We start from the raw sequence: 16,519 nt of genomic DNA, 5'->3' as shown, positions 1-16,519 counted from the left end.
AACCAATTAAAATAATAAAATTTTATTTAGTTGGATTTTGTATTTTAGCGCAAACTATTTTTTAATTCTTTCATCATGGATTTGAACTTCAACAAAAACGAAGACCACAATAAACTTTTACTTTCGGCATTGCGACAAAAATTAAGCCTGGTAAAATTGGGCGGCGGTGAAAAACGTATTCAAAAATTACACGCTGAAGGCAAAATGACTGCCAGAGAGCGTATTGATTATTTGCTTGATGCCAAAGGGCAAAGCATAGAAATTGGCGCATTTGTTGGTGAAGGAATGTATGCAGAACACGGTGGTTGTCCTTCTGGGGGCGTTGTGGTTAAAATAGGTTATATACAAGGAAAGCAATGTATTGTAGTTGCCAATGATGCTACCGTAAAAGCTGGTGCCTGGTTTCCAATCACCGCTAAGAAAAATTTACGTGCACAAGAAATTGCGATGGAAAATCGTTTGCCTATCATTTATTTGGTTGATAGCGCAGGTGTTTATTTGCCTTTACAGGATGAAATTTTCCCGGACAAAGAACATTTTGGTCGGATTTTTAGAAATAATGCTCAAATGAGCAGCATGGGAATTACCCAAATCGCTGCCGTAATGGGAAGCTGTGTTGCTGGCGGTGCCTATTTGCCAATTATGAGCGATGAAGCTTTAATTGTTGAAAAAACGGGAAGTATTTTCCTGGCTGGAAGTTATTTGGTGAAAGCGGCGATTGGCGAAAGCATTGATAACGAAACATTAGGCGGAGCAACAACACATTGTGAAATTTCGGGTGTGACGGATTACAAAGCCAAAGATGACAAAGACGCACTAGACAAAATAAAAAATATAGTTGACAAAATTGGTGATTTTGATAAGGCGGGTTATAGCCGAATAAAAGCCGAAAAACCGGCTTTAGACGAAAATGAAATCTATGGCATTTTGCCAAAAGCCCGTAATGAACAATATGATATGATGGAAATCATCAAACGTTTGGTTGATAACTCCGAGTTTGAAGCGTATAAAGACGGTTACGGACAAACCATTATCACTGGTTATGCCAGAATAGACGGTTGGGCAGTGGGAATTGTTGCCAACCAACGAAAAGTGGTAAAAACAAAGAATGGCGAAATGCAGTTTGGGGGCGTAATCTATTCTGATAGTGCAGACAAAGCCACCCGATTTATCGCAAATTGCAACCAAAAGAAAATTCCTTTAGTGTTTGTTCAGGATGTAACCGGTTTTATGGTAGGATCCAAATCAGAGCATGGCGGAATTATAAAAGATGGGGCGAAAATGGTAAACGCGGTCAGTAATTCGGTTGTTCCAAAATTTACCGTTATTGTAGGAAACTCCTACGGCGCAGGCAATTATGCCATGTGCGGTAAAGCCTATGACCCCAGATTAATTTTTGCATGGCCAAGTGCAGAATTAGCCGTAATGGGCGGAACGCAGGCTGCTAAAGTACTGGCACAAATTGAAGCTTCTTCACTTAAAGCAAAAGGAGAAGTCGTAGATGAAACCAAAGAAAAGGAATTATTTGATAAAATAAAGGCCCGATACGACGAGCAGGTCTCCCCTTATTATGCTGCCTCCAGATTATGGACAGACGCCATAATTGATCCTTTAGACACGCGAAAATGGATTTCTATGGGTATTGAAGCGGCCAACCATTCGCCCATCGAGAAGAAATTTAATTTAGGTGTCATTCAGGTTTAGATTCCGGCTGACAGCATTTAAATCCTGGTTTTCAGTCATCGGTCTGCTGCGTAATATCCAATGTTAAAGGGGCCGCTTTAAAAGTCTTCGTGACTAAAACATCCGTTACAAAACATGAGAAAAATAGTTCTATTCGTCTTTACAGCCGCATTCTTTGTTCAATGTGCTTCCACAACAAAGTACAACAAACATTTGAACGATTTGATAGCGGAAGGGAAGTTACAATCTGATGTTGATTATACCTATCGAAAATTACAGGAATTCCACCCCAATTTATACTGGTATATTAGTAAGGAAGCTTTAGATTATAAATTCGACAGCCTAAAATCAACCCTTACAAAACCAATGACCCGTTTTAATTTTTACAAGAAATTAAGTCCCGTGGTAGCTGCAGTCCGACAAGGACACTCGGTCGTTTATCCACCAACGAAATTATTGACAAAGAGAGCAACCAAAGCATTAATTAAAAAAGGAACAGGCCCTTTTTCACAATTTGATTTTGAACTTTTCAATGAAAAATTATATGTTGTAAAAAACAAATCCTACAACAAAACGATACAAGCAGGAACAGAGGTTGTTGCCGTAAACGGCACAAAACCAATTGATTTAATCCACGAATACACCCAGTACTATAGTTCTGACGGTTATAATATCACTTACAAAACCAATTTTTCAGGCAAACGGTTTGCTACACTATTCTCTAATGAAAATGGAATTAAGGATAGTCTACAATTTGATTTCAAATTTAATAACAGCCTAAAAACGATTACAATCAAAAGAAAAAAGGAAGATACAACGGACTCCCTTTCTAAAAAAATCAAAAAAAAACGAGCTGCTAAGGATAAGACCAAATCAAAAGAGAACAGAAAAAAGAAAAGGGTTAATGGTTATTATTCTATTGAAAAAAATTACAATCGAAACCTCCATTTTTTAGAAAAAGACAGCAGTGTAGCCCTAATTAAAATTAGGGGTTTTAAAATCGGAGATTATAAAACTTTTTACAAAGAAAGTTTTAGTAAAATTGCGGCATATCAGTCTAAAACACTGGTCCTCGATTTGAGAAATAACGGAGGCGGACGCGTAAGTGAAATTGCCGATTTATATTCCTATTTAGCAGACTCCACTTTTGTGTTTTTGGATAAATCTGAAGTGGTTTCAAAATCGAGCTTATTTAAAGGAGCTTATTTTAATGGAGGTTCTTTTAGCTTTAAAGCTTTAAAAATAATTTTTTCTCCAATAATATACAGTTATTTACTACTGACCGTTCATAAAAACCAAAATGGAAAAAATTACTATGCAACACAAACTAGCCCTCATAAAGTGAGTAAAAATGCTTTCAAAGGAAAAGTTTATGTTCTGATCAATGGGGGAAGTTTTTCAGCCTCAAGCATCATTTCTTCCAATTTAAAAGGTTCCAAAAGAGCCTGTTTTGTGGGCGAAGAAACCGGCGGTGCCTATAACGGGACTGTTGCCGGATTTACACCGCGCGTAAAATTGCCAAATACTGACATCCAAATTCGCATTGGCTTAATGTTTATGGCTCCTCATTTCAAAACAACCTTAGAAGGTCGTGGCATATTTCCTGACAGGGAAATAATTCCTACAATTGAAGACCGGATAAAAGAAAATGACCCAGAAATGAACTGGATTTTAGAGGATTTAAAATCAGGCATTTAAAAAAACGCTTCCAAATTATAGTTACTTTAACACCCATAGTAAAAACATAAGTCAATATTTAATTTATCTTTATACCATTGATTAATAGTTATTTGTACCTTTACTTCATCTTTAAAACAGTAATACTAATCGCCTTTACCGTATCATTTTTTTCAATGCAATAAAAGTAATTTCTGAATATTTGAATTATTTAATTATCAGAAAAAATGAAAAAGATTCCGATTGTATTCTTAAGTATGCTGCTGCTTGTACAGTTTATTACTGCACAGACGGTACCTGAAAATATTGTTTCACCAAAGCAATACAAAAAAATTTACTTGGAGACGGGTATTAATCTATCCATTCCGGTACACATTCAAATGTATCGTTCCCATAAATTTGAAATTGGCATTAACCTAAGAGCATGGGAAAGAATTACGCCAAAACAGGACCTGGGTATTAAATTCGATTATGATTATTGGCTTATCAAAAAAAATGTCCCAACATTAACAGCCGAGAGTACCTTAAGTGACAGGACATTATATAGTAACTTTAGCATCTTTTCCCTAAAAGTTAATACGCAATATAGTTTTAGCCCCATGTGGTACTGGGGAGTGGAATCAGGAGTAGGCTATGCCCTTTCAGATGCGGACCGTAAATTCGGACTTGGCTTTGTATCCGAATTTGGTGGAGGGGCACAGCAATTTGGCCTCTGTTCAGCTATATACATCGGACGGTCTTTTATCATTGGTAATCAAAAAAACAAACTGGGCTTGTCTCTTGATTTTACCCAATTTATGGCTCATGGTCATGCTGAAAATAGTCTTAGTCTCAAAGTAAAATACCGTTTCATGCATTAGGCCCGCTTACCGGTATTGCCACTTTTTCCTGAGAAGACCATTTACCGGTTCGATATATTCAAAAATAACTTCTTTCAATATCGGTAAAAAAAATACTTTTATATTTCTATAAAAATCAGTAACTTAGTATTAAATATTTTAAACTATAGTCTTATGAGCAACGTAAAAAATTTAAATAAGTGGGCGAATGCACATACTTATTTATCACTCGATTTAGTACGAATAGCACTTGGTGTCTTTTTATTTGGGAAAGGAATTTCTTTTATAACAAACATCCAATATTTACAAGATTTAATATCTCCAATTGACAAAATTGGCGGGGGAATGTTTCTGATACATTATATTGCACCGGCACACATGGTTGGAGGAATAATGATTGCGTTTGGTTTACTTACAAGATGGGCAATAATAGCGCAATTACCTATACTGATTGGTGCAATTATTGTAAATTTTATGGGCGAAATGCATTCTCAAAATTTATTGTTAGCACTACTTATACTTGGAATTTGCATCTTTTTCCTATTTTATGGAAGTGGAAAACATTCAGCAGATTACTATTTTAAAATGCAGCAATAATAAAAACTAAAAAAGCATCTTTTTAAAACAAGATGCTTTTTTATATAAACCGAATATTCTAAATACGCTCCAGAATTTCTTTTCTTTTTATTTTTCCGTTTTGTGTTTCAATAAATTTTGAAACATAAAATACTTCTTTAGGTTTTTCATATTTGTCTAAACCATCAAAAATAGTTTCGTCCAAAAGTTGTTTTTCACCTTCGATAATTAACGCTAATTTTTCGCCTAAAGTAGCATCCTGAATCCCGGTCACAAAAAATCTTGAGTGAATTTTATTCGATAACTTTTCCTCGATTTGCTCCGGAATCAGTTTAATTCCGCCACTATTGATCACATTATCTATCCGACCTAAAAAAACAAATTCATTTTCATTTACTAATTCGACCAAATCATTCGTTACAATTGTTTCTTCCGAAATTTTTGGTGCATGAATCACTAAACAATTTCTATCGTCCTGAGAAATTTTTATGTTAGGCAAAATCGAAAATGCCTTCTCTCCTATTATCTTGGCAGCGATATGGGTAATTGTTTCGGTCATACCATATGTTTCATATCCCTTGGTATTTAATTGAGAAAGGCTTTTTTCCAGCGGTTTACTCATTTTAGCTCCGCCAACAATCATTTTCTTAACATTTTTTAATTCTGCTAACGAATTTTCAGCCTGCAGGGGTACCATGGAAATAAAATCATATTTAGTTTCATTATGCAACAGAGGATGTGAGCTTGGTGCTACAAAATCCATATCAAGCCCCAAAATAAAACCTCTGACAAACATCATTTTCCCCGCTATATATTTCGTTGGCAAACAATGTAAGGCTTTATCTCCGGGACGCAAATCAAAAAAATCACCCGTCGCCAAAGCTGAATTTACCATAGCCTGTTTATCCATTTGAATAATTTTCGGGCTCCCTGTAGTTCCGGACGTGTTTAATTCGATGTAACTCTTTTTATCAAACCAATCGAGTATAAAATCCCCGACAGATTTTTCATGCTCTTCCCCTTCTTTTATAAAGCTGTAAGCTACTCTACATAAATCCTTTCGATTCAGATGAAATCCATTTAGCTTAAAATGATTATTCACGTTTTTGTAAGTGATTTTATCCATGGTAATTATATTGATTTAAAATGATTATAAGGTGTTGGTTCTTCAATTTTTCCAGTCAATTTTTCTTTCCAGTTTGTCCAATTGTATTTTTTACTAAAGATAAATAAAAGTATCGGGTAAATGATTACAACAGGCAATATAACATCTAAACCTGCTGATGGTTCAGAAATATCCTTAAAAATAGAATGGGTTTGAAACGCGGACCAATCGGAGGTTACTAACAAGGCACTAACTAAATTATTGGCAGCATGAAAACCCAAGGCTAATTCCATTCCTTCGTCCATTAGGGTAATGATTCCTAGCAATAATCCTGTCCCTATATAATACACTAAAACAATATTCCCTATTTTAGCAACTTCGGGATTTGAAATATGCATCGCACCAAAAATCACAGAAGTCATAATTAAAGGAAACCATCTGTTCTTAACAAGATTAGCAAAGCCCTGCATCAGATAGCCCCTGAAAATATATTCTTCAGTACTGGTTTGAATCGGTATTAATAGTGTCCCTATCACAACTAAAATCACAAATGGGATGGGTTTAAAATTGATTACAAAATCACCCGGATTGGAAAAATAAAACAATAATGTTGAAAGAATTGTAAAAATGGACCAAATAGAAAACGAAAACAATATTCTATTCCAATCCACCTTTACTCGGGATGTTGTTACGGAAAGCATCGTTTGATTGTGTAAATATTTGATGACAAAGAAAATTGCAAGCATGGCAAAAACAAATGAAATCAATATCAAAAACAAAGTCAAATTTGGTTCAAAAAAGGTCATAACAGCATCATTCGAAGAAGGATACGGTTTTCCATTTACAAATGTTTCATAAAACAATGCAATCAGCAAAGGTGTCTGACCTAGAAAAGAAGCAACAATTATTAATATTGAACCCAAAATATACTTCCAAAACTTATTCTCAGATTTTATCCCCTGTTCTATAAACATACATTTTTTCTTTTTATATACTATCTAAATTAGAGTAACAAACTTTACTTTTGTTACTCTAATAATACGATTTTAATTCTTAATTTCTTTTAAAAAACTTATAGATGATACAAATATACCACAATCCGCGTTGCGGAAAATCAAGAAACTGCCTCGCTTTTATAAAAGAATCCGAGAAAGAGTTTGAAGTTATTAATTATCTTGATACTGTTCCCACAGTTGAGGAATTAAAAAGTCTTATTCAAAAACTAAATTTTGAGCCGCTTGCATTAGTACGCCAAAAAGAGAAAATTTGGATAGAGAATTTCAAAAACAAACCCATGACCAACGATGAAATCATTCAGGCGATGGTGACCTATCCCATTCTGATTGAAAGACCTATCATCATCAAAGGAAACACCGCAATAATAGGAAGAGATCTCGATAATGTGGATGATTTTCTATAATTAAATTAACACTTTTTTATGATTTACACATTAAACCAAAACTGACTTTTCGAATCTAAAAGAAAAACTAAAACTAAAAAAATGCCCGAAAAGTTAAAAAGCCTCTTAGCCCTTGCACTCTTTTTTACAAGCCTGATAAATTTTGCACAGCAATCCGGTCCTGCGCAAAAAATAAAAGTAAGCGGAAAAGTAATTGAAAAAGTGAGCAAGCAACCATTGGAATATGCTACTATCACCTTTATAAACACTAAAAATCCAAAAGCACTTGCCGGAGGAATTACAAATGCAAAAGGAGAATACAGTGTCGATGTGAATCCCGGTATTTATGACATAAAAATTGAGTTCATCTCTTTCAAATTATCTGAAATCAAGGAAAAAAGCATTCAGGGAAATATTAATTTAGGCACAACTGCCTTAGATGAAGATGCAGCTCTATTGAATGAAGTTGTAGTAAGAGCTGAAAAAACTACCGTTGAAATAAAATTAGACAAAAAGGTGTATAATGTAGGTAGTGATTTAATGGTAAAAGGAGGAACAGTGAGTGATGTTCTTGACAATATCCCATCAGTTTCGGTAGATGTTGAAGGAAATGTAAGTCTTCGTGGTAATGACAATGTGAAAGTACTTATCGATGGAAAACCGGCAAATACCATAAATATAGCCGAAGCATTGCGATTAATTCCTGCTGATGCTATCGAAAAAGTGGAAGTTATAACCAATCCTTCGGCCAGATATGATGCGGAAGGCGGTGGTGGTTTATTGAATATCATTTTGAAAAAAGGAAAAAATCTTGGTTTAAATGGAACTTTCATTGCTTCTACAGGCTACCCCGAAAATTATGGATTGAGCGGTACGTTAAATTATAAATCAAAGAATTTTAATCTTTTTACCAATCAAGGCTACAATTACAGAAGTAGCCCTGGAAACATGATCACAAATACGGACTATTTAAATTCCGATAATTCGATCAGAAATCATGTAAATGAAAATAGAGAAAACGAGCGATTCAACAAAGGCTACAATGGTAATTTTGGTATCGAATTGTACATAGATCCATCTGCTTCCTGGACTAATACGCTCAATTACAGAAAAAATAACGGGGATGACACGGATAATGTTTTCCAAAAATATTATAACGCTGACTATGTTTACGACTATACCCGAACCCGTATCAATGTGGAAGACAGTAAAAGTGAAAACGTAGAGTTTGCAACAAATTTCACCAAAAACTTCAAAAAAGAGGGGCACAAATTAACTGTAGACGGTTCCTTTTCATCTAATGATGATAACACTACGGCTTTAGTCACCGATACAACAAATAATTCAGATGATATAAAACTGGATAACACGCTTAATCATCAAACACAAAATAAAAATTTACTTCAGGCCGATTATGTTTTACCATTGGGAAAAGGGAATCAGTTTGAGGCAGGATACCGTGGTGATTTCTCAAAATTGGTAACGGATTACCAAGTGAAACATGATGGAGTGACAGATCCCAACTTCACCAATACATTAGAATACAAAGAAAAAGTGAATGCCCTTTACGCTCAATATGGTATGAAAGTAAACAAGTTTTCAGCACTTTTCGGGTTGCGTTGGGAGGATTCCAATATCGATATCAATCAGCTAGCTACAAATGATTTTAACCATAAAAAATACAATAACTTCTTCCCAAGTGCTTTCTTCACCTATGAAATTTCAGATAAAAGCAGTGCTTCTATAAGCTACAGCCGAAGAATTCAAAGACCTAGAGGAAGAATGATAAATCCATTCAGTAATTTATCCAGTAACATCAATATTTTTATGGGAAATCCTGATTTAGATCCCGCATTCAGTGATGCTGTCGATTTAGGATATATCAAACGTTGGGATAAATTAACATTCAACACTTCACTATACGTGAACAAAACCACCGATGTATTCCAATTTGCAAGAAGAGAATCAGGTGATTTCGTAAATGGCACACCAATTATCATCAGTTCGCCGATAAACTTAGCTACAGAATATAGAACAGGATTTGAATTTACCTTAAATTATTCTCCGTATAAATGGTGGAAATTAAACGGTAATTTCAATTTCTTCAGAAACGTTACCCAAGGGGATTATGTTTATACCGATTTTAACAACAATGAAATCACACAGAATTTTGACAATACGGCAACTTCCTGGTTTACAAGAATTACATCAAAGGTATCTTTACCATACAAAATTGACTGGCAAACCAATGCAACCTATAATGGTCCGCAAAACAACGCACAAGGTAGAAGTTTAGGTACTTTTGCAGCCAACTTAGCCTTTAGTAAAGACGTAATGAAAGACAAAGGAACCCTTTCTTTTAATGTAAGTGATGTCTTCAATTCCAGGAAAAGAATTATGGAAACAAATCTTCCCGGGGTACTGAATTCCTATTCTGAAATGCAGTGGAGAGTAAGACAGTTTAACCTATCATTCACGTATCGTTTCAACAAGCAGAAAAACGAAAAAGAAAAACCTAAGAAAAATCAAAATGAAAATGGCGATGGAGGCGATTTTCAAGGATAAAACAAAGGACTCGTGAAAACGGGTCCTTTTCTATTTAAGAATAGATCATTATAGGTTATGCTGCTTTATGAAAATAGCTACCGAGGAACTTTTTGGCATAAAAAAAAAGGACTCGTAAAAACGGGTCCTTATTTTATGAAACAATGAGATTAAACTGATTGTTCTTGCTTCTTTTTTGCTCTTTTCTCTTTGTATGCTTCCCAAGTCGCTCCTCCTACCCAATAGGATACGAAACCAACAAGAAAAAACATTAACCAAAATCCTATTGTAAGAACGGTTAAGAAAAGTAAAAAGCCTAAGTACTGTGAAAATTCAAACATGTTTTCCGGAATTTTTGAATGTAGCCACAAATGTAAGTTTATTTCCTTTTCTTACCAATAAAAAGTAACAAAAACTACCAATCAATTTTTATAAAAAGGGAATTATCCGTATTTTTGGGCTCAGAATTTGGAGCTATTTCCCGCTATACATTGCAAATGGAATGCACTACAGTGCAAATAATACAAAAGCAAGGTGCAGTAATCGGGGCTAAACATTTATTAAACTACTTAACACTTATAAACAACAACACAATGAAATTTAGAATAGAAAAAGACACGATGGGTGAAGTACAGGTTCCTGCAGATAAATATTGGGGTGCTCAAACAGAACGTTCCAGAAATAACTTCAAGATAGGTCCATCGGCTTCCATGCCAAAAGAAATTATTGAAGGATTTGCTTATTTAAAAAAAGCAGCTGCATACGCTAATTGCGATTTAGGTGTTTTGCCAGTCGAAAAACGGGATGCTATTGCTGCCGTTTGTGATGAAATCCTGGCTGGAAAATTAGACGATGAATTTCCTTTGGTAATTTGGCAAACAGGTTCAGGTACACAAAGTAACATGAACGTAAATGAAGTGGTTGCTAACCGTGCCCAAGTTCTAAAAGGATTCAATATTGGTGAAGGTGAACAATTCATCAAAGCCAATGATGATGTAAACAAATCACAATCTTCCAATGATACGTTCCCAACAGGAATGCATATTGCAGCTTACAAAGCGGTTGTTGAAGTTACAATTCCAGGAGTTGAAAAACTAAGAGATACACTTCATGCCAAAGCAATTGAATTCAATAATGTGGTTAAAATAGGTCGTACACATTTAATGGATGCTACACCACTTACCTTAGGGCAAGAAATTTCAGGATATGTAGCACAATTGAACTACGGTTTAAAAGCAGTTAAAAATACTTTAGCTCACTTATCAGAAGTGGCTTTGGGAGGAACGGCTGTTGGAACAGGATTAAATACTCCGGAAGGATACGATGTAAAAGTAGCCGAATATATCGCTGAATTTACAGGTCATCCATTCGTAACTGCCGAAAACAAATTTGAAGCTTTAGCAGCACATGATGCTATCGTGGAATCGCACGGTGCATTAAAACAGCTAGCCGTTTCATTGAATAAAATTGCCAATGATGTGCGTATGTTAGCTTCTGGACCACGTTCAGGGATTGGAGAAATCCTTATTCCGGAAAACGAACCGGGTTCTTCTATCATGCCAGGAAAAGTAAACCCTACACAATGTGAAGCGTTAACTATGGTATGCGCTCAGGTTATGGGGAATGATGTGGCTATTGCTGTTGGTGGAATGCAAGGTCATTATGAATTGAATGTTTTCAAACCATTGATGGCAGCAAACTTCTTGCAATCAGCGCGATTATTAGGTGACGCCTGTATGTCTTTTGACGAACATTGCGCACAAGGTATTGAGCCAAACTACAAAAGAATTAAAGAATTAGTTGACAATTCATTGATGCTGGTTACGGCTTTAAATACTAAAATTGGATACTACAAATCAGCTGAAATAGCTCAAACAGCACATAAAAACGGAACTACCCTAAAAGAGGAAGCCGTTCGTTTAGGCTATGTTACTTCAGAGGATTTTGATGCTTGGGTTAAACCGGAAGACATGGTAGGAAGCTTGAAGCTTGAAATATAATTAATGCTGATACACAGCATAAAGACCCTGCAACATAATGAACTGTTGCAGGGTTTTTTATTTATGATATAGTGCCCGGTTACAGTGTTTCTCTACCCAAAAAAAACTCTTTTATTTAAAATCTTTCGTTTGATTTATTCCATAAAAAAACCGTTCACAAAATGAACGGTTTATTTTATATAGTGCAAAGACGCGATACATCGCGTCTCTACAGGAATTTATTATTTTACTTCTTCGAATTCAACGTCTTCAACATTGTCTCCTTGAGGCTCACCTTGTGGTTGTGCTTCACCTTGACCTTGTTCACCTTGAGCATACATCGCTTCAGTTGCTTTTTTCCAAGCAGCGTTGATGTTGTCAAGAGCAGTTTGAATTGCCGGAATGTCTTGAGATTGGTGTGCCATTCTCAATTCAGTTAATGCATATTCTACAGCAACTTTGTTTTCATCAGATAATTTAGAACCTAATTCTTTCAATTGAGTTTCAGTTTGGAAGATCATTCCGTCCGCTTCGTTCAATTTTTCAGCTCTTTCTCTTGCAATTTTATCAGCATCAGCATTAGCTTCTGCATCTTTTTTCATTCTTTCGATTTCTTCAGCAGTTAATCCAGAAGAAGCTTCGATACGAATATCATGAGATTTACCAGTTCCTTTGTCAGTTGCAGAAACTTTGATGATACCATTAGCATCAATATCAAAAGTTACTTCAATTTGTGGAACACCTCTTGGTGCTGGTGGAATACCATCTAAATGGAAACGACCGATAGTTTTGTTATCAGCAGCCATTGCTCTAGCTCCTTGTAAAACGTGAATTTCAACTGTTGGTTGAGAATCTGCAGCTGTAGAGAAAACTTGAGATTTTTTAGTTGGAATAGTTGTATTAGACTCAATAAGAGTTGTCATAACACCACCCATAGTTTCGATACCTAAAGATAAAGGAGTAACGTCAAGTAACAATACATCTTTTACATCTCCAGAAAGAACTCCACCTTGAATAGCTGCTCCAATAGCAACAACCTCATCAGGGTTAACTCCTTTAGACGCTTTTTTACCAAAGAATTTTTCAACTTCGTCAGCAATTCTTGGCATACGAGTAGAACCTCCTACAAGAATAACTTCGTCAATATCAGAAACAGATAAACCTGCATCTTTCAACGCTTTAGCAACTGGTGCCATAGAACGTTTTACTAAAGCGTCAGTTAATTTTTCAAATTGAGCTCTAGTTAATTTTTTCACTAAGTGTTTTGGTCCTGAAGCTGTAGCAGTTACGTATGGTAAGTTGATTTCAGTTTCAGTTGAAGAAGACAATTCAATTTTTGCTTTCTCAGCAGCTTCTTTCAAACGTTGCAAAGACATTGGATCTAAACGTAAATCAATACCTTCTTCAGCTAAAAATTCAGCAGCCAACCAGTCAATAATTTCGTGGTCAAAATCATCCCCACCTAAGTGAGTATCTCCGTTTGTAGACAATACTTCAAAAACTCCGTCTCCTAATTCAAGAACAGAAATATCAAATGTACCTCCACCTAAATCGTAAACAGCAATTTTTTGATCTTTACCTTTTTTATCAAGACCGTATGCCAAAGCTGCAGCAGTAGGTTCGTTGATAATACGCATTACTTTAAGACCTGCAATTTCACCAGCTTCTTTCGTAGCTTGACGTTGTGCATCATTAAAGTAAGCAGGAACAGTAATAACCGCTTCAGTAACAGTCTGACCTAAATAGTCTTCAGCTGTTTTTTTCATTTTTTGAAGCGTCATAGCTGACAATTCTTGTGCAGAGTATAAACGGCCATCAATATCAACACGTGGTGTATTGTTGTCCCCTTTTACTACTTTGTAAGAAACTCTTTTTGCTTCAGCTGTAATTTCAGCAAAAGAATGACCCATAAAACGTTTGATAGAAGCAATAGTCTTAGTTGGATTAGTTACCGCTTGTCTCTTAGCAGGATCTCCTACTTTAATTTCTCCACCTTCTACAAATGCAATGATAGATGGCGTTGTTCTTTTTCCTTCAGCATTAGGGATAACTACTGCTTCATTACCTTCCATTACAGAAACACAAGAGTTTGTTGTACCTAAATCAATTCCGATTATTTTACCCATTTTTAATATATTTAATTTTATTATATACTCATTTTAATAGCTCGAAGTCGATAAGTCAATCTTTGTGCCAATGCAATACACGTCCTTAAATTGTCAGTTTATGTTAAAATTGGCGTGAATAAATCTGACAAGATGACATTTCAAAGGGTCTGTCATTGTTTTCGGAAGTTGTCATTCGTGATGTCACCTAAGCCCGACCGGAGATTGGCTTTATTCTCAATTCATTTCAGAAGCTATTTAGCTTCGCTAAATCTTCGATGCCCTGCCGTTTATTGCAAACGAAGCTCATTGAACTCCTAGCGGAATCTAAATTCATACCTTTTATTTGTTTCTATTCGATTACTTTAGAAATTTCAACAAGAACAATTCGTAATAAATTAACTACATTAGCAGAACGATAAAATACAGGTTAAAGTCATTCATTTTAAAAATGAAAATCTTAACTTGGAATCTAGAAAGACTCGTAAAAAAATAAAAATCAATTAATCTTAGACAAACTCCCAGAACCTAAAACTGACATTTTAATCTTAACAGAAACAAATTCTATCATTAATCCCGGTAGATTATTCTGTATTTCAACAGAAAATTTATCAAAAGGCGGCGGAATTCTATATAATAAAAAATCAAAAAATAGATATTGAAACTTGGAATTAAACAAAAAAACTAAGCGATCATATTGGAATTTACATACATTTATCTGAATAAAAGAACCAAACTACAACTTGATTAACCCAAATAAATAGCAAATGAAGAATTTAGATTTAAAAGAAATTAAAGAAAGGGCGTTAAAAATTAGAAAACAATACCATCAACTGGAAAAAGACAACCACGGTAGTGAATGGACGATTGAAGAAGATGCTTTGGCTTTTCTTACCGATGCGGGATTAGTCGGTCGCTATACAATGTCACAACAAGGTCGCTGGCCAAAAAGAAATACAAATCCCGAACTACAGCATAAATTGGGCGAATGTATCTGGTGGCTGACAGTCCTTGCAGACCGAATGGATATAGACATTAATGAATCAATCGAATCTTTTTTGACAAAAACTGAAAATTTATTAGGAGAATAAAAACTGAACACGACATCAATCACTAATCTAACAATCATTATGAAACAACGTTCAAAGTATTTTGTAGTAAAGACAGTCCTAATCGGTCTATTGATCCAACTGACCACTGTTTCTGTTGGGCAAACCAAAACAGAACAAATCGATAAACTGATGAGCCTGTATTCGGAGTACGGGCAATTTAACGGTTCTGTACTGGTAGCTGACGCAGGCAAAGTCATTTATAAAAAAGGATTTGGAATGGCAAATATGGAATGGAATATTCCTAATCAATCCGATACCAAACACCGATTGGGTTCCATTACCAAGCAGTTTACTTCTATGTTAATTCTTCAGCTAGTCGAGCAGGGAAAATTAAAGTTAGACGCCCCTATCTCAACGTATCTTCCAAATTATCCTAAAGCATCGGGAGATAAAATCACCATTCATCACTTACTTACGCATACTTCAGGAATTCCAAATTACACTTCATTTCCTAATTTCATAAAAGACTTAAGTATCAATTCGTACAGCCCGGAAGCATTTGTAAAAGTATTCGCTGACTTGCCGCTGGAATTTACACCAGGAGAAAAATTTGCTTACAGCAATTCCGGTTATTTTTTATTAGGTTATATTATAGAGAAAGTCTCTGGTAAAACTTATGAGCAGTTTTTAGAAGATGCTATTCTTATACCACTAAAAATGAATAATACCGGATTCGATCACCATGAAACCATTCTGAAAAATAGAGCCTCCGGGTATGAAAAAAATGGTAAAAACTACAATAATGCCAGTTATCTTGATTTGTCTATCCCTTACGCTGCCGGTTCTTTGTATTCTACTGCAGACGATTTGTATCTGTGGGACCAGGCGCTTTACACAGACCCGTTACTTTCGAAAAAATACCGCGATTTATTATTTAACACCTACATTCCTGCAGGACCGGGACATTATGGTTACGGATGGTTTATCAATAAGGCTTTTAATGGAGAAAAGAACGACAGTTTAACGGTTATTGAACATGGTGGCGGAATCAACGGATTTAACACTTTGATTTCCCGCATTCCGTCAGACAAAAATTTAGTTGTATTATTAAATAATACAGGCAGAACGAACTTAAACGAAATGAATAAAGCGATTAGAAATATCCTATACAATAAACCATACAGCCTGCCTAAAAAATCGCTGGCCAACGCTTTACTAGATGTTATTCTGGAAAAAGGAATCGCATCCGGATTAGCCTATTTTAAAGAAAATAAAATTTCAGACACCTTTGCTATCAACGAAAATGAAATAAACAGCGCCGGATACCAATTATTACAAGCCGGAAAAGTAAAAGAAGCTATAGAAGTTTTCAGACTAAATGTGGAAGCATTTCCTCAATCAGGGAATACCTACGATAGTCTGGGAGAAGCTTATTTAAAAAACGGAGATAAAAAGCTTGCCATTTTGAATTATAAAAAATCCGTGGAACTTGATCCAAATAATGAAAACGGGAAAAAAGTATTGCAAGAAATTTCAAAATCCTGAATCATTACCATTGTT

The 16,519-nt window shown here is 35.3% G+C and carries 13 protein-coding genes; 9 read left to right on the top strand and 4 right to left on the bottom strand.

Annotation, left to right across the window (positions count from 1 at the left end; genetic code table 11):
• Positions 1-75 precede the first annotated feature (75 nt).
• From ACNQGH_RS15890 to ACNQGH_RS15875, 4 genes are all read left to right on the top strand, one after another.
• Positions 76-1,704 (top strand): acyl-CoA carboxylase subunit beta, encoded by a 1,629-nt coding sequence (locus ACNQGH_RS15890; RefSeq protein WP_417957012.1) that lies wholly within the window; start codon positions 76-78, stop codon positions 1,702-1,704.
• A 114-nt stretch (positions 1,705-1,818) separates the two neighbouring features.
• On the top strand, positions 1,819-3,381 hold the full coding sequence (locus ACNQGH_RS15885; RefSeq protein WP_417957011.1) for a S41 family peptidase: 1,563 nt from the start codon (positions 1,819-1,821) through the stop codon (positions 3,379-3,381).
• Positions 3,382-3,587: 206 nt separating this feature from the next.
• Positions 3,588-4,220, top strand: a complete 633-nt coding sequence (locus tag ACNQGH_RS15880) for a hypothetical protein (RefSeq protein ID WP_417957010.1) — start codon at positions 3,588-3,590, stop codon at positions 4,218-4,220.
• Positions 4,221-4,373: 153 nt separating this feature from the next.
• Complete coding sequence (locus tag ACNQGH_RS15875; protein WP_417957009.1) at positions 4,374-4,796, top strand: DoxX family protein; 423 nt, start codon at positions 4,374-4,376, stop codon at positions 4,794-4,796.
• 58 nt (positions 4,797-4,854) lie between these two features.
• On the opposite strand, the gene ACNQGH_RS15870 is transcribed toward ACNQGH_RS15875, so the two are convergent.
• Positions 4,855-5,901, bottom strand: a complete 1,047-nt coding sequence (locus tag ACNQGH_RS15870; RefSeq protein ID WP_417957008.1) for an AMP-binding protein — start codon at positions 5,899-5,901, stop codon at positions 4,855-4,857.
• 5 nt (positions 5,902-5,906) lie between these two features.
• Positions 5,907-6,854 carry a CPBP family intramembrane glutamic endopeptidase gene (locus ACNQGH_RS15865; RefSeq protein WP_417957007.1) on the bottom strand — a complete coding sequence of 316 codons (948 nt, stop codon included), beginning with the start codon at positions 6,852-6,854 and terminating at the stop codon, positions 5,907-5,909.
• A gap of 104 nt (positions 6,855-6,958) precedes the next feature.
• Between ACNQGH_RS15865 and arsC the strand changes: the two genes are divergently transcribed.
• Both arsC and ACNQGH_RS15855 read left to right on the top strand, forming a co-directional pair.
• The gene (arsC, locus tag ACNQGH_RS15860) at positions 6,959-7,300 is read left to right on the top strand and encodes an arsenate reductase (glutaredoxin) (RefSeq protein WP_417957006.1); all 342 of its coding nucleotides are present in this window, start codon (positions 6,959-6,961) and stop codon (positions 7,298-7,300) included.
• 81 nt (positions 7,301-7,381) lie between these two features.
• Positions 7,382-9,844, top strand: a complete 2,463-nt coding sequence (locus ACNQGH_RS15855) for a TonB-dependent receptor (protein WP_417957005.1) — start codon at positions 7,382-7,384, stop codon at positions 9,842-9,844.
• Positions 9,845-9,993: 149 nt separating this feature from the next.
• On the opposite strand, the gene ACNQGH_RS15850 is transcribed toward ACNQGH_RS15855, so the two are convergent.
• On the bottom strand, positions 9,994-10,164 hold the full coding sequence (locus ACNQGH_RS15850; RefSeq protein WP_143386564.1) for a hypothetical protein: 171 nt from the start codon (positions 10,162-10,164) through the stop codon (positions 9,994-9,996).
• Between the two features lie 252 nt (positions 10,165-10,416).
• Here ACNQGH_RS15850 and fumC point away from each other — a divergent pair, with 252 nt between their 5' ends.
• Positions 10,417-11,823, top strand: a complete 1,407-nt coding sequence (fumC, locus tag ACNQGH_RS15845; RefSeq protein ID WP_417957004.1) for a class II fumarate hydratase — start codon at positions 10,417-10,419, stop codon at positions 11,821-11,823.
• A 221-nt stretch (positions 11,824-12,044) separates the two neighbouring features.
• Here the strand turns inward: fumC and dnaK are convergent, their stop codons facing one another.
• Positions 12,045-13,928 (bottom strand): molecular chaperone DnaK, encoded by a 1,884-nt coding sequence (gene dnaK / locus ACNQGH_RS15840; RefSeq protein WP_417957003.1) that lies wholly within the window; start codon positions 13,926-13,928, stop codon positions 12,045-12,047.
• A 746-nt stretch (positions 13,929-14,674) separates the two neighbouring features.
• On the opposite strand from dnaK, the gene ACNQGH_RS15835 reads away from it, so the two are divergent.
• Both ACNQGH_RS15835 and ACNQGH_RS15830 read left to right on the top strand, forming a co-directional pair.
• Positions 14,675-14,998 (top strand): nucleoside triphosphate pyrophosphohydrolase family protein, encoded by a 324-nt coding sequence (locus tag ACNQGH_RS15835; protein WP_417957002.1) that lies wholly within the window; start codon positions 14,675-14,677, stop codon positions 14,996-14,998.
• Between the two features lie 39 nt (positions 14,999-15,037).
• Complete coding sequence (locus tag ACNQGH_RS15830) at positions 15,038-16,504, top strand: serine hydrolase (protein ID WP_417957000.1); 1,467 nt, start codon at positions 15,038-15,040, stop codon at positions 16,502-16,504.
• Positions 16,505-16,519: the final 15 nt, after the last annotated feature.

Source organism: Flavobacterium kochi, from assembly GCF_048286715.1.
In the GTDB taxonomy this organism is placed as follows: Bacteria; Bacteroidota; Bacteroidia; order Flavobacteriales; family Flavobacteriaceae; genus Flavobacterium.
This window is presented reverse-complemented; position numbering and strand designations above follow the sequence as displayed.

Excerpts from the sequence above, each read along its gene's own strand:
- arsC (WP_417957006.1), top strand. The coding sequence starts at position 6,959 with ATGATACAAATATACCACAATCCGCGTTGCGGAAAATCAAGAAACTGC.
- ACNQGH_RS15870 (WP_417957008.1), bottom strand. The coding sequence starts at position 5,901 with ATGGATAAAATCACTTACAAAAACGTGAATAATCATTTTAAGCTAAAT.
- dnaK (WP_417957003.1), bottom strand. The coding sequence starts at position 13,928 with ATGGGTAAAATAATCGGAATTGATTTAGGTACAACAAACTCTTGTGTT.
- ACNQGH_RS15830 (WP_417957000.1), top strand. The coding sequence starts at position 15,038 with ATGAAACAACGTTCAAAGTATTTTGTAGTAAAGACAGTCCTAATCGGT.
- ACNQGH_RS15875 (WP_417957009.1), top strand. The coding sequence starts at position 4,374 with ATGAGCAACGTAAAAAATTTAAATAAGTGGGCGAATGCACATACTTAT.
- ACNQGH_RS15855 (WP_417957005.1), top strand. The coding sequence starts at position 7,382 with ATGCCCGAAAAGTTAAAAAGCCTCTTAGCCCTTGCACTCTTTTTTACA.
- ACNQGH_RS15885 (WP_417957011.1), top strand. The coding sequence starts at position 1,819 with ATGAGAAAAATAGTTCTATTCGTCTTTACAGCCGCATTCTTTGTTCAA.
- ACNQGH_RS15850 (WP_143386564.1), bottom strand. The coding sequence starts at position 10,164 with ATGTTTGAATTTTCACAGTACTTAGGCTTTTTACTTTTCTTAACCGTT.
- fumC (WP_417957004.1), top strand. The coding sequence starts at position 10,417 with ATGAAATTTAGAATAGAAAAAGACACGATGGGTGAAGTACAGGTTCCT.
- ACNQGH_RS15890 (WP_417957012.1), top strand. The coding sequence starts at position 76 with ATGGATTTGAACTTCAACAAAAACGAAGACCACAATAAACTTTTACTT.
- ACNQGH_RS15835 (WP_417957002.1), top strand. The coding sequence starts at position 14,675 with ATGAAGAATTTAGATTTAAAAGAAATTAAAGAAAGGGCGTTAAAAATT.
- ACNQGH_RS15865 (WP_417957007.1), bottom strand. The coding sequence starts at position 6,854 with ATGTTTATAGAACAGGGGATAAAATCTGAGAATAAGTTTTGGAAGTAT.
- ACNQGH_RS15880 (WP_417957010.1), top strand. The coding sequence starts at position 3,588 with ATGAAAAAGATTCCGATTGTATTCTTAAGTATGCTGCTGCTTGTACAG.